Genomic DNA, 17,797 nt, shown 5'->3' on the forward strand with positions numbered 1-17,797 from the left:
CGCACTGAGTTGGACATCGTTGCCGACCTTGAACACCTGATCGACATCCAGCGCGGTTCCCGTCCAGAACTGCTCGGCCCAGCTTTCATAGTCGTTGAGGCAGAGACGGAACTCCTGAAACAGCTTCTCGGCGTCGGGCTGGTCAGGGTTCAGCGCAGCGACCACCAGCAAACCGATGCTGTTGTTCAGTTTCAGGAGTTGGTCAGATGGAAGCATTCGCAGTCACTCGCGCGCATCAAGGGGATGGCGCGAAACTTTGCGGGGGATCAAACAGGAAAGAAGTCAGCCGAGTAGGCGATGTCTGTAGGGCGTTTCTCTAAGTGCATTCGGCTTTGCCGGGTATTAGCGAGAGGCTGTTCGTGGAGCAGGGCTTTCGCCTACCATGCCATTAACGATATCGATGACAAAAAAGGATCGAGCGTCATGCCCAACACCGCCGAGCGGATCAACATCGTCGACACTCAGGTGTTGTCCCACGACTGGTATCTGCTGAAGAAAATCACCTTCGACTACCTGCGCAACAACGGTGAATGGCAACGCCAGACCCGCGAAGTCTATGACCGTGGCAATGGTGCAGCGATTCTGTTGTTCAACCGAGAGAAGCGTACGGTGGTGCTGACTCGCCAATTCCGCTTGCCGGTGTTCGTCAATGGTCATGACGGTCTGCTGATCGAGGTGGCTGCCGGGTTGCTGGAAGGCGCGGCGCCGGAGCAGCGCATCCGCGACGAGGCCGAGGAAGAAACCGGTTACCGCGTGCACGATGTGAGGAAGGTGTTCGAGGCGTACATGAGCCCGGGCTCGGTGACCGAGAAGCTGCACTTCTTCGTTGCCGAATACGATGCGGCGTCAAAGGTCAGCGACGGTGGAGGCCTGGAGGAGGAAACTGAGGAACTGGAGGTTCTGGAGTGGCGCTTCGACGATGCACTGGCAGCGTTTCATCGTGGCGAGATCTGCGATGCCAAGACCATCATGCTGTTGCAGTACGCGGCGATGAATAACTTTTTCGACGCTTAAAACAGCTCGCCGGTTTTGCCGATGTCTGACCACTGGCCACCTTCCAGTATCAGCAAGCGTTCCTTGGCTTCAAGGCCGCCGGCAAACCCGGTCAGTTTTCCCGAAGCACCAATCACCCGGTGACAGGGCGCGATGATCGAAATCGGGTTTCTGCCGTTCGCCGCGCCGACGGCACGTACCGCGCTGGGATGGCCAATCTGTTCGGCAATCTGGCTGTAAGTGCGGGTTTCGCCGAACGGAATGGTCAGCAACGCGGCCCAGACCTTTTTCTGGAACTCGGTGCCGGCAAAGTCCAGCTCCAGATCGAACGCACTTCGCGTTCCTGCAAAATATTCTTCCAGCTGTCGCGCGGTTTTCAGCAACACCGGATTATCAGGGGCTTCGGTCATGGGTCCGAGGCGCACCCGGTTCGGTTTGTCGTTTTCCCAGAGGATGGCGGCCAGTCGTGAACCGTTCGCGACCAGCTTCAACTCGCCGACGGGCGAGGGCAGGGTGATGAACGTGTAGGCCATGGGAAAAACTCCGGGTCGGGTCGGCAACAGCGCCCAGCATACTGCCGGATTGGGGAGGCGCAAACCGCAATCGCGACCATACTGGCTGATGCTCTTGAAGCGCTTTCCTACCTTATAAAAAGAAGAGACCGACTCATGAAGTACGAACCTTTTGCCAAATCGCTGATTGCGACCTCATTGGCGCTCAGCTGCCTCATGGCCCATGCCGCCTCGGTTGCCCCGGTCGCCGCCGAAAACGGCATGGTGGTCACCGCCCAGCACCTGGCCACCCACGTGGGTGTCGATGTCTTGAAAAGTGGTGGCAACGCGGTGGATGCGGCGGTCGCCGTGGGCTACGCACTGGCGGTGGTTTACCCGGCAGCGGGCAACCTCGGTGGTGGTGGTTTCATGACCATCCAACTGGCGGACGGACGCAAGACCTTCCTCGACTTCCGGGAAAAAGCCCCGCTGGCCGCGACGGCCAATATGTACCTCGACAAGGATGGCAACGTCATTCCTGATCTGAGTACCCGTGGCCACCTCGCGGTGGGCGTTCCGGGTACGGTCTCCGGCATGGAGCTGGCGCTGACCAAGTACGGCACCAAGCCGCGCAAGGACATGATCGCCCCGGCCATCAAACTGGCGGAAGAAGGCTTCGAGCTGGAGCAGGGTGACGTCGATCTGCTGGACTACGCCACCGACGTGTTCAAGAAGGACATGAAAGATTCAGGCTCGATCTTCCTGCACAACGGCGAGCCGATGCAGGTCGGGCAGAAACTGGTGCAGAAGGATCTGGGCAAGACCCTGCGTACCATTTCCGAGAAAGGCGCCGACGGCTTCTATAAAGGCTGGGTGGCCGATGCCATCGTCACCTCCAGCCAGGCCAACAAGGGCATCATCACCCAGGCCGACCTCGACAAATACAAGACCCGCGAACTGGCCCCGGTGGAATGCGATTATCGCGGCTACCACGTGGTGTCGGCGCCGCCGCCAAGCTCTGGCGGGGTGGTGATCTGCCAGATCATGAACATCCTCGAAGGCTATCCGATGAAGGATCTGGGCTTCCATTCGGCCCAGGGCATGCACTATCAGATCGAGGCGATGCGCCACGCTTATGTGGATCGCAACAGCTATCTGGGCGACCCGGATTTCGTGAAGAACCCGATCGAGCACCTGCTGGACAAGAACTACGCGACCAAGCTGCGCAACGCGATCCAGCCGCAGAAGGCCGGTGTGTCGGCTGAGCTGAAACCTGGCGTTGCGCCTCACGAAGGCAGCAACACCACGCACTACTCGATCGTCGACAAATGGGGCAACGCGGTGTCGGTCACCTACACGCTCAACGACTGGTTCGGCGCGGGTGTGATGGCGAGCAAGACCGGGGTGATCCTCAACGATGAAATGGACGACTTCACCTCGAAAGTGGGCGTGCCGAACATGTACGGCCTGGTGCAGGGTGAAGCCAATGCCATCGCCCCCGGCAAGGCGCCCTTGTCGTCGATGAGCCCGACCATCGTCACCAAGGATGGCAAAGTGGTGATGGTGGTGGGCACGCCGGGCGGCAGTCGCATCATCACGGCGACGCTGCTGACCATGCTCAACGTCATCGACTACGGCATGGGCCTGCAGGAAGCGGTCGATGCGCCGCGCTTCCACCAGCAGTGGATGCCGGAGCAGACCAACCTCGAGGACTACGCCGCGAGCCCCGACACGAAGAAGATTCTCGAGAGCTGGGGCCACAAGTTTGCGGGCCCGCAGGACGCCAACCACATCGCTGCGATTCTGGTCGGAGCGCCGTCGCTGGGCGGTAAACCGGTGGGCAAGAACCGCTTCTACGGCGCCAATGATCCACGGCGCAACACCGGGTTGTCTTTGGGTTACTGAGAAGGGTAAAAAGGGGGCGGGCACACGTCCGCCCCTGTCTCAAGGACCGATCAAGGAAGGCTCACCATGACCACCGCATTGCTGATCATCGATGTCCAGCGCGCCCTGTGCACAGGCGAATACGAGTGCCACGACATCAAACGGGTGATCGACACTATCAACGGCCTCAGCGCCCGCGCACGCAAGGCTGGCGTCACAGTCGTGCTGATCCAGCATAACGAGAAGGACAGCCCGCTCACCTACGGCGCCGAGGGCTGGCAACTGGCCGATGGCCTGAATACCGCACCGAGTGACCTGCACGTCGACAAGACCGCCAACGACTCGTTCTACCAGACCCACCTGCAAAAGCTGATCCCCCGGGAAGACTTCGATCGCCTGGTGATCTGCGGCTTGCAGACCGATTACTGCGTCAACGCCACCGTACGCCAGGCCCATCAACTGGGCTACGACGTGGAACTGGCCGCCGACGCGCATTCCACCGTCGACAACGGCAACATGAGCGCGGAAGACATCATCGCCGAACACAACAAGGACTGGGCGCACCTGACCGGTTCCGTGGCGCGGATTGATGTGAAGCCGGCGGCCGAGATCGCGTTCTGACTCTCTTGAAGTAACCGGTGAAATTTCCAGAGCATCGATAGCCCGGGCCCGGCATACTGCCGCCGCCTCAGGAATGGAATCTGTCGATGCTCGCTTTCAATCTCCGTCACGCCTTGCTGCTGACGTCCCTCGTTTTTGCTGCCAACACCCACGCTGCCAGTTTCGACTGCGCCGGCGCTTCCAGCCCGGTTGAAAAAGCCATTTGTGCGGATCCGGATCTCTCGGGACTCGATGACAAACTGGCTGCAGTCTGGCGTTCGGCGCTGGCCAAAGTTGCCGATCCCAAAGCCCTCAAGGCTGATCAGCGGATGTGGCTGAAAAGCCGCAATAGTTGCGACCAGCGGCTGGCCTGTCTGCGCCGCAATTATCTGATGCGAATTACCGAGCTCGATTACGCCGCCAAACCTTTTGGCTGGAACGCCACATGGCAGCTCATCCCTGATGGTCCCTCGACAGCCGCCCAAATCAATACCCGGCAGCGCGACGCCGGGCATATCGCTTTCGATATTTCGGCGGCAGAGGGCGGCAACTCGGGCGATCTGGAGGGTGTGGCTGTGCTGAAGGGTAAGCAGGCCGATTACGCTGAAGGTGAATGTGCGCTGAGCTTTACGGCGATCAACGGCATTCTGAATGTTGTTCAGGATGGTTCCGACGCCGCCTGCGGTGGGGGCATGGGGGTTTTCTACGCCGGTCGCTATGTGGCTTCCGAGCAACCATTGAAGATCGAATACGATTTACTCAGCCTTGGACTGGCCCGTTCGTCTCAGGACAACGCGACGCTGCATGCGTTACTCAACGCTGACTATCAGGTGCTGGTTGAAACATCCGGTTCAATGATGATCGGCGACCCTGGTGCAGATGTGCCGGACGGCCAGGTTGTGGAAATGTGGATGCGTGGTATAGGGGGGACGGCGATTTTCATGAGCGGCCCAAGCAGCCGGTTTTGGGTGATGCTGATGGCCTACGACGGCAAGGGAAATTCTCGTGTTCGTTACTACACCAACGTGCCGCAATGGAAAGCTCGATTACCCGACGTCATGCAGGCCTGGTACAAGCAAAGGTCAGGTGAAGCAGCGCTGCCGCTGGACTTCATGCCCTGACACTTCAAGTCGCAAACATCAACCTGCGCACATCACTCACCGGCGCGGACACCACACCGCCCAGCACCAGCCGCGTGATGGTATCCGCCGCCCTTTCATAATCCTCATCCTGCGGCACTTCCCGCCCGGTGATGCGCCCCATCTGCCAGCCGATATTGGTGTAGGTGCGCGTCGCCGACCAGATGAACAACATCAGATGCTCGGGATCCACCGGGGCCAGCAAGCCGCGCTCGATCCAGCTGCGCAGACACTCGACATTGCGCCGGGCTTCGGCGTGCAGCAGGTCGCGGCATTCATCGGGTAGCTGGCGACCGCCCAGCAGCAGTTCACCACTGAACACCTTGGCAATCGCCGGATGCTCGCGGGCGATGCGGATGCGTGCCGCGACGTAGGCGCGCAGGCCGATCAACGGGTCGTCACTTTCGCGCAATACCGCCGAGGCCTCCAACAGTGGTTCGACAAAGCCGAGCAGCACTTTGCCGTAGAGGTTTTCCTTGCTCTGGAAGTAGTAATAGAGATTGGCCTTGGGCACACCGGCGCGGGCGGCGATGTCGCGGGTCTGGGTCGCGTCGAAGCCGTTGGCGGCGAACTCTTCGCTGGCGGCCTTGAGGATCAGTTGCTGGTTGCGTTCGCGGATGCTGCTCATGGAAGGCGTTGAAAGTCTGGCGATTTCGGGTTCGCAATATACAAAACTATATAGCGATTAAGCCAGCGAACTCGACGGACAGCGCTATGCTGCTGCAATCATTTGACGGGATCGGGGGAGGGGATATGAGTCTTCAGGCAATACGCGCCAGCGCGGAACATCTGGATGCGGTGGCCTCTCTGTTCGACGGCTATCGTGGATTTTATGGTCAGCCATCGAACCTGGCGCAATCGCGGGCCTTCATCGCCGAGCGCATGGCCGGCAACGAATCGGCGATTTTTCTGGTTGAAGATGAAAACGGCGAGGCGTTGGGATTCGTACAGTTGTATCCGACGTTTTCATCGATTGATGCCCACCGCACCTGGTTGCTCAGCGACCTGTTTACCACGCCGGCCGCTCGAGGCCGTGGCGTCGGGCGATTGCTGATGAACACCGCCCGCGACTTCGCCGTGGAAACCGGTGCCAAGGGACTGGTTCTGGAAACCGCCACCGACAATTTCACGGCTCAGGGCTTGTACGAGTCCCTTGGCTGGGTGCGTGACACAGGCTATTACACCTACAACCTGGACCTGCGACAGGGCTGATTCGGTCAGTCGGCCCAGGCCAGTAGCCGCTCGATCTGAGCCAGTTCCCAGGTGCTGAGCAGGCTGACCGGGTCGGTGCCGAAACGTTGAGTGGTGTCGAGTGTCCATAAGCGACCTTCCGGGCACCGGCATTGCAGGCAGTGGTGCAGGCGTTGGCTGTCAAAGTCGAGCGACAGGTGCCAGCCGTCGATCTCGACCGACATCTGGCCGGCCCCGGATTCCTGTGCAATACGCCGTAATGCGCAAACGCCCAATGCCGCATCGCGCAGGCGCTGGCAGACTTCGCGGGTGGATAGCGGTGACATGTTCAAATCCGTCGATCAACGAAGCGCGCAAGCATAAAGCGCCAGGCCGTCCCTGTCAGCGACCGCTGGCCCGTGCCCGGTCAATTGCGTAACATCCGCAACCCTCTTTTTCCCGTGAATACAGCGGCCGCCAGTGTCGGCCGCGCTGTCAGGTAAGCCATGAAACCGATTCGTCTGCGCGCCGATGTCCTGGCCGGACTCACCACCTCGTTCGCCCTGTTGCCCGAATGCATTGCGTTCGCGCTGGTGGCTCATCTCAATCCGCTGATGGGGCTTTACGGCGCCTTCATCATTTGCACGCTGACTGCGTTGTTCGGCGGCCGGCCGGGCATGGTGTCCGGGGCGGCCGGTTCGATGGCGGTGGTGATCGTCGCGCTGGTGGTGCAGCACGGCGTGCAGTACCTGCTGGCGACGGTGTTGCTTGGCGGGTTGATCATGATGGCGTTCGGGCTGTTGCGCCTGGGCAAACTGGTGCGCATGGTGCCGCACCCGGTGATGCTCGGGTTCGTCAACGGTCTGGCGATCATCATTGCGCTGGCGCAACTGGAGCATTTCAAGAGCGGCGAGCAGTGGCTCAGCGGTACGCCGTTGTACCTGATGACCGGGCTGGTGCTGCTGACCATGGCCATCGTGTACATCCTGCCGCGCCTGACCCGTGCCGTTCCGCCGGCACTGGTGGCGATCCTCGGCGTCGGGGCGCTGGTCTATCTGCTCGGCCTGCCGACCCGCACCCTCGGCGACATGGCGCACATCGCTGGCGGTCTGCCGACGTTCGCGCTGCCGGACATCCCGTACAACCTCGAAACCCTGCGCATCATCGCGCCTTACGCGATCCTGATGGCGCTGGTCGGCCTGCTGGAAACCCTGCTGACCCTCAACCTCACCGACGAAATCACCGAAACCCGTGGCTACCCGGATCGCGAATGCGTGGCGCTGGGCGCGGCGAACATGGTCTCCGGTGCGTTCGGCGGCATGGGCGGTTGCGCGATGATCGGCCAGACCGTGATCAACCTCAGTTCCGGCGGGCGCGGACGGTTGTCCGGTGTTGTGGCGGGCGTGCTGATTCTGCTGTTCATTCTGTTTCTGTCGCCGCTGATCGAGCGGATTCCGCTGGCGGCGCTGGTGGGGGTGATGTTCGTGGTGTCGCAGCAGACCTTCGCCTGGGCCTCGTTGCGGGTGCTGAACAAAGTGCCGCTCAACGATGTGCTGGTGATCATCGCGGTGACCACCATCACGGTGTTCACCGATCTGGCGACGGCGGTGCTGTGCGGGATCATCATTGCCGCGCTGAATTTCGCCTGGCAGCAGGCGCGTGAACTGTACGCCGACGAACATCTGGAAGCCGACGGCAGCAAACTCTATCGCCTGCACGGCACGCTGTTTTTCGCCTCGACCACGCCGTTCCTCAATCAGTTCGACCCGGCCAACGATCCCCAGCGCGTGACGCTGGACTGCCGGCACCTGAGCTTTGTCGACTACTCGGCCATCGCCGCGCTGAAAACCCTGCGTGAACGCTACGCCAAGGCCGGCAAGCAGTTGCAGGTGTTTCACCTGTCCGAACGCTGCAAGAAACTGCTGAAACGCGCCGGGGTCGATCACGACTGAGATCGACCCCGGTCACGGATCAGGCATCGATAGCCGGGAAATCGATGTCGGTCAGCGCGGTGTTGTTGAGGTAGTTGGTCAGGGTCTGCACGGCGACGATGGCGATCACTTCGATGATCTGCTTGTCGTCGATGCCGGCAGCGCGGGCGGCGGCGATCTGCTCATCGCTCAGATGACCACGGGTTTCGGTCAGTTGATGGGCGAGGGTGGCGAAGGCATTCAGCCTGCCGTGACGCGCGTCGATGATTTCTTCTGCTGCCAGCCCGGCCTTGCTGGCAAACAAGGTGTGCGCCGCCAGGCAGTAATCACAGCCGTTGACCTGCGACGTGGCAAGGTACACCGCCTCTTTTTCCTTGGCGCTCAGGGACGTCTTGCCCAGTGTGGCGGAGGCTTGCACGTAGGCATCCAGTGCGGCGGGGGCAACCGCCAGGGTCTTGAACAGGTTGGGCAGGAAACCGATTTTTTTCTGCACGCCTTCCAGGGTAGGGCGGGTGGCGTCGGTGGCGTTTTCAAGGGTGATCGGGGCAATGCGGCTCATGGTGATTCTCCGAAAATCCGGTGCGAAGTGCGCCGGGGATGGAGGTCATGTTATTGAGCGAGGCTGGTGCCTTGGGTGCAAATCGTCGAGGATATGCGACAGAACGTCCAAACCTGTCGTCGAGGATTCGTCCATGGATCGCTTGTCCACGTTGCTCAGCCACTTCGGCGTGAATGCCGGCACCTTCCACAGCGGTACTTTCTGCGGCATCAGCGCCTATGGTGGCGATCAGGTCTGCGGCCATGTGCATCTGTTGCAGGCCGGACAAGTGCTGCTCAAACCGGGGAATGACCCCGAACTCACGCTCAGCGAACCGACGCTGATTTTCTTCCCCCGACCGTTTGCTCACCGACTGTTCGCCGACGAGGCCATGAACACGCAACTGGTGTGCGCCTCGCTGACCTTCGATGGCGGCGCGGGCAATGCACTGGCGGCGGCGCTGCCGGATTATCTGGTGCTGAAACTCGCCGACCTTCCGGAAATGGCGAGCACTCTGGAATGGCTGTTCAAGGAGGCATTCGATGGTCATTGCGGGCGTGAAGCGGTGATGGATCGGCTGTTCGAACTGTTGGTGATTCTGCTGCTGCGGCATCTCATCAGCAGTCGCGACCAGCAACCGGGGATGATGGCGGGGTTGGCCGACCCGAAGATTTCCCGTGCCTTGAGCCTGATGCACGACCATCCGGCCAAGGCCTGGAGCGTCGCCGAACTGGCCGCGACCGTGCATTTGTCCCGTGCCGGTTTTGCCGAGCATTTCCGGCGAGTGGTGGGGCAGACGCCGGTGGATTATCTGGTGAGCTGGCGCGTCAGCCTCGCGCAGAAACGCCTGCGCGAAGGTCGACCGATTGCCCTGATTGCCGAAGAAGTCGGCTATGAAAGTCCTTCGGCGCTGGCCCGGGCGTTTCGGCGCAAGACCGGGCTCAGTCCACGGGAGTGGAAAGCGGGAACGAGCTGAAGCTTATCTGGCGAATTTCTTCGCCCCGGCCACGCACAAAATCACGCCCAACGTGACCACCAGCATGCCGACGCTGACGTGTTCATGCAGCAACGTCGCCGCCAGCGCCAGGCCAAAAAACGGCTGCAACAACTGCAACTGCCCGACCGCCGCAATCCCGCCCTGAGCGAGGCCTCGGTACCAGAACACAAAACCGATCAGCATGCTGAACAGCGAAACGTAAGCCAGGCACACCCAAGCCGACACGCTGATGCCGCTGAACGAGGCGGGCGCCCGCCCTACGCTGAGTACGGCCATCACCGGCAGCGACAACACCAGTGCCCAGCAGATCACCTGCCAGCCGCCGAGGCTGCGCGACAGTTTGGCGCCTTCGGCATAACCGAGGCCACAGGCGAGAATCGCCGCGAGCATCAACAGATCGCCGGTCGGCGAGGCGGTCAGTCCCTGGGATACCGCAAAGCCGACCACCAGCGAACTGCCCAGCACCGAAAAGACCCAGAACACCGGGCGCGGCCGTTCACCGCCGCGCAGCACGCCGAAAATCGCCGTCGCCAGTGGCAGCAATCCTACAAACACAATGGAATGCGCCGACGTCACGTATTGCAGCGCGAGGGCGGTCAACAGCGGGAATCCCACGACTACGCCCATTGCCACGATCAACAAAGAGAACCACTGATCCCGCGCCGGGCGTCGTTCGCGAAACAGCCACAACAGGCACAACGCCAAGACCCCGGCGATGGTGGCGCGGATGACGGTGAGGAACACCGGGTCGAACTCCAGCACCGCCAGCCGTGTGGCCGGCAGCGAGCCACTGAAAATCACGACGCCGATGAAACCGTTGATCCAGCCGCTGGTTTTTTCCAGGGCCGGGGCGGGCAGATTCGTGGTTCGTTCCATGTCGGTCATGCTCAAAAGTGGGGTTGCTTGTGGCTCATCCTAGGGTTGAGAATCAGCACAATCAAAGAATTGTCATGGATACATCCCGACATGCCGCGCTCCCGCTACAAGACCCTCGTTGATACCTATGCCGCCGACATTCGTGCCGGTCGTTTGCTGCCTGGTACGCGTTTGCCGACCCATCGGCAACTGGCGGCCAGCGAAGGGCTGGCGCTGGTCACGGCGTCGCGGGTGTATGCGGAGCTTGAGGCGATGGGACTGGTCAGCGGTGAGACCGGGCGGGGCACGTTTGTCCGGGAAACTTCGTTATTGCCGGGGCAGGGCATTGACCAGAAAGATATTGCCGTCGGCATGATCGACCTCAACTTCAACTACCCGTCGCTGCCGGGGCAGGCCGATCTGTTGCGCACCGCTTTGCGGCAATTGGCGCTGTCCGGCGACCTTGAAGCGCTCCTGCGTTATCAGCCCCACGCCGGGCGCCAGCATGAACGGGCCTCGGTTGCCCGGCACCTGCAGGCGCGAGGCCTGACTGTCGACGCCGAGCAGGTGTTGATCGTCAACGGCGCCCAGCAAGGGCTGGCGGTGACGCTGATGGCACAGCTCAATCCCGGTGACGTGATCGCGGCCGATGCGCTGACCTATTCAGGCTTCAAGGTGCTCGCCGAAGCGTTGCACCTTGAAGTGGTCGCGATTCCGGTGACCGGGAACGGTCCGGATCTGGCGGCACTCGACAGACTCTGCCGCAGTCGCCCGGTGCGCGCCGTGTACAGCATGCCGACCCTGCACAATCCGTTGGGTTGGGTGACGCCGCTGGCGCAGCGTGAACAACTGGTGGCGATTGCCCGACAGCATAATCTGACGATCATCGAAGACGCTGCCTACGCCTTTCTGGTCGATAACCCGCCGCCGCCACTGGCGGATCTTGCGCCGGAGCGCACGGTGTACGTCTCGGGGCTTTCGAAAAACATCGCCACGGGTCTGCGCGTCGGCTTCATCGCCGCGCCGCTGAAAATCGTCCAGGCACTGGAACGCATCATCCGCGCCACCACCTGGAACACGCCGGGGGTGATGACCGCGATGGCCTGCGGCTGGCTCGACGACGGCACCGTGGCCTTGCTGGAGACGCAAAAACGCGATGACGCCCGGGCCCGTCAGGCGCTGGCCGCTGAAATCCTGAAAGGCTTGCCGATGGTTGGCCATTCTTCCTCGTATTTCCTGTGGCTGCCGCTGCCGGAAGACGCAAGGTCCGATCAGGTGGTGATCGAGCTGATGAAGGCGCAGATCTCGGTCACCAACGCCGAACCGTTCACCGTATCGGCCCATGTGCCCCATGCGATCCGGCTGGCGCTGGGCTCGGTGGACATGCTTGTCCTGCGTCAAGCCTTGCTCAAAGTCCGGCAAGTGATCGCGGCTTACCTGTAGCGCAACGCTCCCCGCAGGATTACCCTTGGCGCCGCCGAAGATCTGGATGCTCTCGATGAAAAACACCGCGTTATTGACCCTCGCCCTGATCCTCAACGCAGGTCTGTTCAGCACGCCCGCCCTGGCGGCCGGCGACGCCGAGGCCGGCAGCAAGATCTTCCCGCGCCTGTGCGGCGGCTGCCACCAGGTCGGCGAGTCCGCCCGTCCTGGATTCGGCCCGCAACTCAACGGCATCATCGGCCGTCCGGCGGGGACATCGGCGAACTACGTCTACTCCGATGCGATGAAGAACTCCGGCATCACCTGGAATCGTGAAACGCTGACGGCGTATCTGAAAGATCCGAAAGGCGTGGTGCCGGGGACGCGGATGATCTTCTGGGGGCTGAGTGACGAGGAGAAGATCGATAATCTGTTGGCGTATCTTCAGTCATTTCCCAATCAATGAGCTTAATGGCGGGGACCGCGCAAAGCCGTTCCTGCGTTCAATTCTCCTGTTCGGCCTGCCCCGCAAACCACCCCATCACCACCCCACACGCCGGATGCGCTGCCGCTGACGGCTGCACGCACAACGAATAAATCCCCCCGGTTTTCAGCGGCTGTCCGAACGGCACCACCAACACCCCACGCTCGATGGACTCTGCCGCCAGCGTCATGTCCGTCACGGCCACGCCCAATTCCCGCGCCGCCGCATCCAGTGCCAGTTCATCGAGGTTGAACGGGATGTGCCGGTAATCCTCCAGCGGTTTGCCGTCGTTCGCGGCCAGCCATTCGATCCATGCCTGGCGATCAGCCGAGCGATGCAGCAGCGGGAAGCGCAGCAGCTCTTCCACTGAGCGCGGTGCTCCGGCGAGTTTCGGGGTGCACACCGGCACCAGTGTTTCCTGAAACAGGGTCAGGCAATCCGGATCGCTCGATGCCGTCGGCAGGTAAAGGATGTAGGCGTCACTGTCGCTGGTCGGTTCGACGATTTCGGTGGCGACGGTTTCGATGGCCAGCGAGACCTCGGGATGGCGCAGATAAAAGTCGCCGAGTCTGGGCAGCAACCAGCGCACCGCCAGCGACACGTGCATGCGAATGCGGAAAGGGCGTTTCTGCGGCGTGAGGCGCTCTTCGAGGGTTTTCAGTTGCTCGAAAATGCTCCGGGCGCTGGCCAGGACCTGTTCACCTTCCGGTGTCAGGTGCAGGTTGCGGCTGGTGCGCACGAACAGCGCCACGTTGAAGTGACTTTCCAGTTGCTGGATCTGCCGGCTCACGGCGCTTTGGGTCAGGCACAACGTTTGCGCAGCCTGAGTGAAGCTGCCGCATCGGGCGACTTCGACCAGTGCCTGCATAGCTTGCAGGGACGGAACGTGGCGAATTTTATCCATGCGTTTTCAGAATGGCTCGATGATTTCTTAGCGTTGGTGAGGCGTTTGAAGACCCTATAGATTCTAGTTCTGGCGGCGATCTTCACAACGTGGGCATGCGATTCACGCATGGGCATCCGAAGAAGGCAAGCCGCTGAACGACAGTCTTACGAGGTGATGCATGGACAATATCTGTGGCTGGATCGCACAAGCCGGAAACGCCCCGGCACGCGGTCGCCTGAGCGGAGCGCAAAAAGCCGACTGGCTGGTGATCGGGGCCGGGATCACCGGGCTCAGCGCCGCGCATAACCTCGCGCAACTGCATCCCCAGGCGCGGATCGTGGTGGTGGATCGGCAATCGGCGGCGCAGGGCGCTTCGGCGCGCAACTCGGGATTCGTGGTCGCCCATGAGCACCCGACCGACCGCGAACTGATCGGCGCCGCAGGCTTTGCCGGGTTTGAAGTCGACACGGAAATTTCCCGCGCCGCCAGCGAAGAAGTCCGTCAACGCATTGCCCGACACGCTATCGATTGCGACTTCCGCGACAGCGGTTATTTCTTCGCCGTGAACGATCCGGACAAGCTCAATCAGGTCGACGCGAAACTGGCCACGCTGCGCGCCCTCGGTGCCCGCGCTGAATTCCTGCAAGGCGAGGCGCTGAGCCAGAAGCTCGGTACTCGCCACTATCAGGCCGCGATCTGGTGCGGCAACGGCAACGCGCTGCTGCAACCGGCCAAATACGTGAAGGGCTTGCTCGATGCACTTCCGGACAACGTCACGGTGTACGAGAACACCGATATTTCGGGTCTTGAGCGTGTCGGCCAGGGACGCCTGCGTGCCCGAGGTGCCGAAGGCAGTATCGAGGCGAAGCAGGTGCTGGTGTGCCTCAACGCCTTCATTCCCCGCGTCGGCATCCGCGACAGCGCCACGTTTCCGATGGAGTTGAGCGCCAGTCTCACGCGCCCGCTCACGGATCAGGAATTCGCGGCCATCGGTTCGGTCGAGCCGTGGGGCGTGCTGTCGACCCGGCCGTTGGGCGCGACCGTGCGGTTGACCCCGGATCGCCGGGTGATGATCCGCAACACCGCCGAATACCGCACGCGAGACCTGTCCGACAGCGAACTGGTTTTGCGTCGGCAACATCATGTGCGCGGTCTGCAACGGCGCTTTCCGTTCCTCGGCGAGCAAGATATTCGCTACACCTGGACCGGTCACCTGAGTGCAAGCCGCAGCGGCCAGGCCTATTTCGACCGGGTGGAAGAGGGCGTTTTCGCCGTCGCCGGTTGCAACGGTTCAGGCGTGGCGCGTGGAACCCTGTGGGGACGTCTGTTGGCGGAACTGGCATCGGGCGTCGACTCGCCCTTGCTGCAATCGGTGATGCAACGGGCCGAACCCGGCTGGCTGCCGCCGCGACCTTTCTTCGATATCGGTGCCATGCTTCGCATGCGCGTGGAGGCGGTCAGGGCCAGAACAGAAATCTGAAATTCCGCACATCCCACAAGAACAAAAGCCACTCAATTCAGGTGACAGAACATGCGCGTCCATACACTTTCCCTGGCGGTCCTGCTCGCAACCGCATCGACCGGCGCCCTGGCCGACGAAGCGGTCAACATTTCCAACTGGAACGGCTACATCGCCGACGACACCCTGGCCAACTTCACCCAAGCCACCGGCATCAAGGCTACTTACGACATCCATGACAGCAACGAAGTGCTGGAATCCAAGTTGATGACCGGCAATACCGGTTACGACGTAGTGAGTCCGTCGAACCACTTTCTGTCGCGGCTGATCAAGGCTGGTGCTATCCAGAAACTCGACAAGTCGCAACTGCCGAACTGGAAGAACCTCGACCCGCAGTTGATGAAGAAACTCGAAGTCAACGATCCGGGCAATCAATACGGCTATCCGTACATGTGGGGTACGGCGGGTATCGGTTACAACGTTGAGAAGATCAAGGCGATTTTCGGCAACACCGACGTTACCCGTTCGTGGAAGCTGTTTTTCGAAGAAGACAACATCAAGAAGCTGAGCCAGTGCGGCGTGGCGATCATCGACAACCCGACCCAAGTGTTGCCGATCACCCTCAACTATCTGGGCCTGCCGCCACACAGCCATGAACCGGCGGATTACCAAAAAGCCGAGGCTGCGTTATTCAAGATTCGCCCTTACGCGCAGTACTTCCACGCGTCGAAGTACATCAGCGATCTGGCCAACGGCAACGTCTGTGCGGTGATCGGTTTCAATGGCGATGTGGTCCAGGCGGCCGCCAGTGCCAGGGAAGCGAAAAACGGTATCGACATCGCCTATTCGATCCCGGACGAAGGCACGACGCTGTGGTTCGACATGGTGGTCATGCCCAGGAACGCGCCCCACGAGAAGAACGGCTACACCTACATGAACTACCTGCTTGAGCCGAAAGTGATCGCCAACATCAGCAACAGCATTCACTACGCTAACCCCAACGCGGCAGCGAATGAGTTCCTGACGCCGGCGGTGAAACAGGATCTGGCGATCTACCCGCCGAAAGAGGTGATGGACAAGCTGTTCACCGTGGAAGAGTTGCCGGCAGCGATTGCCCGGTTGACGACGCGGTTGTGGACCAAATTGAAGACCAATACCTGAAGAGACTCGTGAAGCGCTGCTGGCAGCGCTTCATGAAACATTTCCAGATTGATACCAATGTGCCATTGCCTCCAGTAAAGTGTGCGCCGCCCGAGAGATGGATCCCGGGCGTTTACCCATGGAGTCTTGCAGTGAAATACCTCAGCAAAGTAGTCGCCGCCGCACTGTTCGGTGTGGTTCTGGCAGGTTGCACCGGCACCCCGATGAATACCAAGCACTACGACAGCAACCAGTACACCGTGATTGGCCACAGCGAAGCGACCGCCACCGGCCTGATGCTGTTCGGCGTGATCCCGATCCGGCAGAACAGCCGTTTCGTCCGCGCGCAAGAGGCCGCCATCCAGGCCAAGGGCGGCGATGCCATGATCAACACCCAGGTTCAGGAAAACTGGTTCTGGGCATGGGTTCTGAGCGGCTACACCACCAAGGTTTCCGGTGACGTGGTCAAGCTGAAGACCGTTCAGTAAGCGACGGCTGGATGTGAAAAAGCCCGGCTGATCAGGCCGGGCTTTTCTTTGTCTTGCGAAAGCGTTTTCAGATCATGCGACGCGGCGTTCGATCAGACGATCCGAGCCACCTTCGGCAACGCGGCGTTCTTGCAGACGATCCGAGCCACCTTCAGCTACACGGCGTTCTTGCAGACGATCCGAACCACCTTCAGCTACACGGCGTTCTTGCAGACGATCCGAACCACCTTCAGCTACGCGGCGTTCTTGCAGACGATCCGAACCACCTTCAGCTACGCGACGTTCTTGCAGACGATCCGAACCACCTTCAGCTACGCGACGTTCTTGCAGACGATCCGAGCCACCTTCGGCAACACGGCGTTCCAGCAGACGATCCGAGCCACCTTCAGCTACGCGACGTTCTTGCAGACGATCGGAGCCACCTTCGGCAACACGCTGTTCGATCAATCGATCCGAACCGCCTTCGGCGATCATGGTGTGAGCGGGTTTTGCTGCAAAAGCGTTGACTGCAAGAACCGAGAAAGCGATGCCGAGAAGGATTTGGCGTTTCATGATCGTGTGCTCCGGGGTGTTGTTTGTTTGGTATGGAGCAGATGTTACGCCCGGGATTTTTTATGAGAACTTCATTGGCGTAATGGTGACTATCGACGCCAGCGATGGATGCGTGGCCCCCGATTCACGGGGTTGTCGCACGAATGCATAACTCACCGGTGGCGCGGGTCAGGGCCAGTTCATGCAAAGCATCCTGAGCCAGACCGCTGCGTGCCTTGGCCAGCCAAGCCGTGCAGTCCGGGTCGTGGCGATAGGGCGTGAAGTCGGCGTATTGCTGCAACAGCCGGGTTTGCAGCTCATCCAGGCGCGGACGAATCTGTTTGCCCAAGTCCGGACGCGGCGTGTCCGGCGCAGCACCGGCCGCCTGCCACTTCGCGAGCAAACCGTATTGCACCAGTTTGTTGGCTTCCATTTGCGCGGCGATCAATTGCGCCACGTCTTCCGGATCGAGTTTGCGTTCGGTGGCCAGCGTCCGGGCGTTGGCGATGACCTGGGCTTCGCGGGGACTGTCCTGGATCGGCTTGCCGCTGTCCCATTTGGTCAGGGCGACGAGGTCGCCGATGTTCAGGCGTTCGTTCAGGGTACTCAGCAGGCTTTGCAGCGCTTCAGGCGCTGGCGCCGGGGCGGCGTTGGCTGTCGTCGCCAGAACGGCAAAAAGGGCAGAGGTCAGCAGGGTCGAGACGCGGGACATGGGTTCGGTTCACTTCCATTTTGGACAGGTCGTGGAGATTACGAAGTTTTAATGCAAAGGGGTACGACCTGAACGGC

21 protein-coding genes are annotated in these 17,797 nt (G+C 61.0%); 12 read left to right on the plus strand and 9 right to left on the minus strand.

Going from position 1 to position 17,797, the window contains the following annotated elements; genetic code table 11:
* Nucleotides 1–216 (minus strand): hypothetical protein (locus tag M5B44_RS24095; protein WP_248740740.1); only part of this gene is annotated, 216 nt, incomplete at its 3' end.
* A 207-nt stretch (nt 217–423) separates the two neighbouring features.
* On the opposite strand from M5B44_RS24095, the gene M5B44_RS24100 reads away from it, so the two are divergent.
* Entirely contained in the window at nt 424–1,014 is a 591-nt protein-coding gene (locus tag M5B44_RS24100; protein WP_248740741.1) for an NUDIX domain-containing protein, read from the plus strand.
* On the opposite strand, the gene M5B44_RS24105 is transcribed toward M5B44_RS24100, so the two are convergent.
* Entirely contained in the window at nt 1,011–1,526 is a 516-nt protein-coding gene (locus M5B44_RS24105; protein WP_248740742.1) for a methylated-DNA--[protein]-cysteine S-methyltransferase, read from the minus strand. The two genes, M5B44_RS24100 and M5B44_RS24105, sit on opposite strands and share 4 nt — an antisense overlap.
* Before the next feature lie 135 nt (nt 1,527–1,661).
* Here M5B44_RS24105 and ggt point away from each other — a divergent pair, with 135 nt between their 5' ends.
* The 3 genes from ggt to M5B44_RS24120 all read left to right on the plus strand — a co-directional run bounded on the left by ggt (nt 1,662) and on the right by M5B44_RS24120 (nt 5,089).
* On the plus strand, nt 1,662–3,389 hold the full coding sequence (ggt, locus tag M5B44_RS24110) for a gamma-glutamyltransferase (protein WP_085711597.1): 1,728 nt from the start codon (nt 1,662–1,664) through the stop codon (nt 3,387–3,389).
* Nucleotides 3,390–3,455: 66 nt separating this feature from the next.
* Nucleotides 3,456–3,989: a cysteine hydrolase family protein gene (locus tag M5B44_RS24115; protein WP_248740743.1), complete on the plus strand. Its 534-nt coding sequence runs from the start codon at nt 3,456–3,458 to the stop codon at nt 3,987–3,989.
* Nucleotides 3,990–4,075: 86 nt separating this feature from the next.
* Complete coding sequence (locus tag M5B44_RS24120; protein WP_248740744.1) at nt 4,076–5,089, plus strand: lysozyme inhibitor LprI family protein; 1,014 nt, start codon at nt 4,076–4,078, stop codon at nt 5,087–5,089.
* A gap of 4 nt (nt 5,090–5,093) precedes the next feature.
* Here M5B44_RS24120 and M5B44_RS24125 read toward each other — a convergent pair whose 3' ends face one another.
* Nucleotides 5,094–5,735: a TetR/AcrR family transcriptional regulator gene (locus M5B44_RS24125; RefSeq protein WP_134826247.1), complete on the minus strand. Its 642-nt coding sequence runs from the start codon at nt 5,733–5,735 to the stop codon at nt 5,094–5,096.
* Nucleotides 5,736–5,860: 125 nt separating this feature from the next.
* Here M5B44_RS24125 and M5B44_RS24130 point away from each other — a divergent pair, with 125 nt between their 5' ends.
* Nucleotides 5,861–6,319, plus strand: coding sequence for a GNAT family N-acetyltransferase (locus M5B44_RS24130; RefSeq protein ID WP_248740745.1), 459 nt, complete (start codon nt 5,861–5,863; stop codon nt 6,317–6,319).
* Between the two features lie 5 nt (nt 6,320–6,324).
* Here the strand turns inward: M5B44_RS24130 and M5B44_RS24135 are convergent, their stop codons facing one another.
* On the minus strand, nt 6,325–6,624 hold the full coding sequence (locus M5B44_RS24135; RefSeq protein WP_248740746.1) for a hypothetical protein: 300 nt from the start codon (nt 6,622–6,624) through the stop codon (nt 6,325–6,327).
* A 159-nt stretch (nt 6,625–6,783) separates the two neighbouring features.
* Here M5B44_RS24135 and M5B44_RS24140 point away from each other — a divergent pair, with 159 nt between their 5' ends.
* Entirely contained in the window at nt 6,784–8,229 is a 1,446-nt protein-coding gene (locus M5B44_RS24140; RefSeq protein WP_248740747.1) for a SulP family inorganic anion transporter, read from the plus strand.
* Between the two features lie 19 nt (nt 8,230–8,248).
* On the opposite strand, the gene M5B44_RS24145 is transcribed toward M5B44_RS24140, so the two are convergent.
* Nucleotides 8,249–8,767 carry a carboxymuconolactone decarboxylase family protein gene (locus tag M5B44_RS24145; RefSeq protein ID WP_248740748.1) on the minus strand — a complete coding sequence of 173 codons (519 nt, stop codon included), beginning with the start codon at nt 8,765–8,767 and terminating at the stop codon, nt 8,249–8,251.
* Between the two features lie 133 nt (nt 8,768–8,900).
* Here M5B44_RS24145 and M5B44_RS24150 point away from each other — a divergent pair, with 133 nt between their 5' ends.
* Complete coding sequence (locus tag M5B44_RS24150) at nt 8,901–9,722, plus strand: cupin domain-containing protein (protein WP_248740749.1); 822 nt, start codon at nt 8,901–8,903, stop codon at nt 9,720–9,722.
* 3 nt (nt 9,723–9,725) lie between these two features.
* On the opposite strand, the gene M5B44_RS24155 is transcribed toward M5B44_RS24150, so the two are convergent.
* Nucleotides 9,726–10,619: a DMT family transporter gene (locus M5B44_RS24155; protein WP_248740750.1), complete on the minus strand. Its 894-nt coding sequence runs from the start codon at nt 10,617–10,619 to the stop codon at nt 9,726–9,728.
* 90 nt (nt 10,620–10,709) lie between these two features.
* On the opposite strand from M5B44_RS24155, the gene M5B44_RS24160 reads away from it, so the two are divergent.
* Together M5B44_RS24160 and M5B44_RS24165 are read left to right on the plus strand one after the other, a co-directional pair.
* Entirely contained in the window at nt 10,710–12,041 is a 1,332-nt protein-coding gene (locus tag M5B44_RS24160) for a PLP-dependent aminotransferase family protein (RefSeq protein ID WP_248740751.1), read from the plus strand.
* Nucleotides 12,042–12,096: 55 nt separating this feature from the next.
* On the plus strand, nt 12,097–12,486 hold the full coding sequence (locus M5B44_RS24165) for a c-type cytochrome (protein WP_248740917.1): 390 nt from the start codon (nt 12,097–12,099) through the stop codon (nt 12,484–12,486).
* A gap of 37 nt (nt 12,487–12,523) precedes the next feature.
* On the opposite strand, the gene M5B44_RS24170 is transcribed toward M5B44_RS24165, so the two are convergent.
* Entirely contained in the window at nt 12,524–13,408 is an 885-nt protein-coding gene (locus M5B44_RS24170) for a LysR family transcriptional regulator (protein WP_248740752.1), read from the minus strand.
* Between the two features lie 160 nt (nt 13,409–13,568).
* On the opposite strand from M5B44_RS24170, the gene M5B44_RS24175 reads away from it, so the two are divergent.
* From M5B44_RS24175 to M5B44_RS24185, 3 genes are all read left to right on the plus strand, one after another.
* Nucleotides 13,569–14,870, plus strand: coding sequence for an NAD(P)/FAD-dependent oxidoreductase (locus M5B44_RS24175; protein WP_248740753.1), 1,302 nt, complete (start codon nt 13,569–13,571; stop codon nt 14,868–14,870).
* A gap of 51 nt (nt 14,871–14,921) precedes the next feature.
* Nucleotides 14,922–16,010, plus strand: coding sequence for a polyamine ABC transporter substrate-binding protein (locus M5B44_RS24180; RefSeq protein ID WP_248740754.1), 1,089 nt, complete (start codon nt 14,922–14,924; stop codon nt 16,008–16,010).
* Nucleotides 16,011–16,141: 131 nt separating this feature from the next.
* On the plus strand, nt 16,142–16,477 hold the full coding sequence (locus M5B44_RS24185; RefSeq protein ID WP_085711582.1) for a hypothetical protein: 336 nt from the start codon (nt 16,142–16,144) through the stop codon (nt 16,475–16,477).
* 72 nt (nt 16,478–16,549) lie between these two features.
* Here the strand turns inward: M5B44_RS24185 and M5B44_RS24190 are convergent, their stop codons facing one another.
* Together M5B44_RS24190 and M5B44_RS24195 are read right to left on the minus strand one after the other, a co-directional pair.
* Nucleotides 16,550–17,029, minus strand: coding sequence for a phage infection protein (locus M5B44_RS24190; RefSeq protein ID WP_248740755.1), 480 nt, complete (start codon nt 17,027–17,029; stop codon nt 16,550–16,552).
* A 124-nt stretch (nt 17,030–17,153) separates the two neighbouring features.
* Nucleotides 17,154–17,720 (minus strand): chorismate mutase, encoded by a 567-nt coding sequence (locus tag M5B44_RS24195; protein ID WP_248740756.1) that lies wholly within the window; start codon nt 17,718–17,720, stop codon nt 17,154–17,156.
* Between the last annotated feature and the right edge of the window lie 77 nt (nt 17,721–17,797).

It is taken from the genome of Pseudomonas sp. MWU12-2029 (genome assembly GCF_023242425.1).
Taxonomy (GTDB): Bacteria; Pseudomonadota; Gammaproteobacteria; order Pseudomonadales; family Pseudomonadaceae; genus Aquipseudomonas; species Aquipseudomonas kribbensis.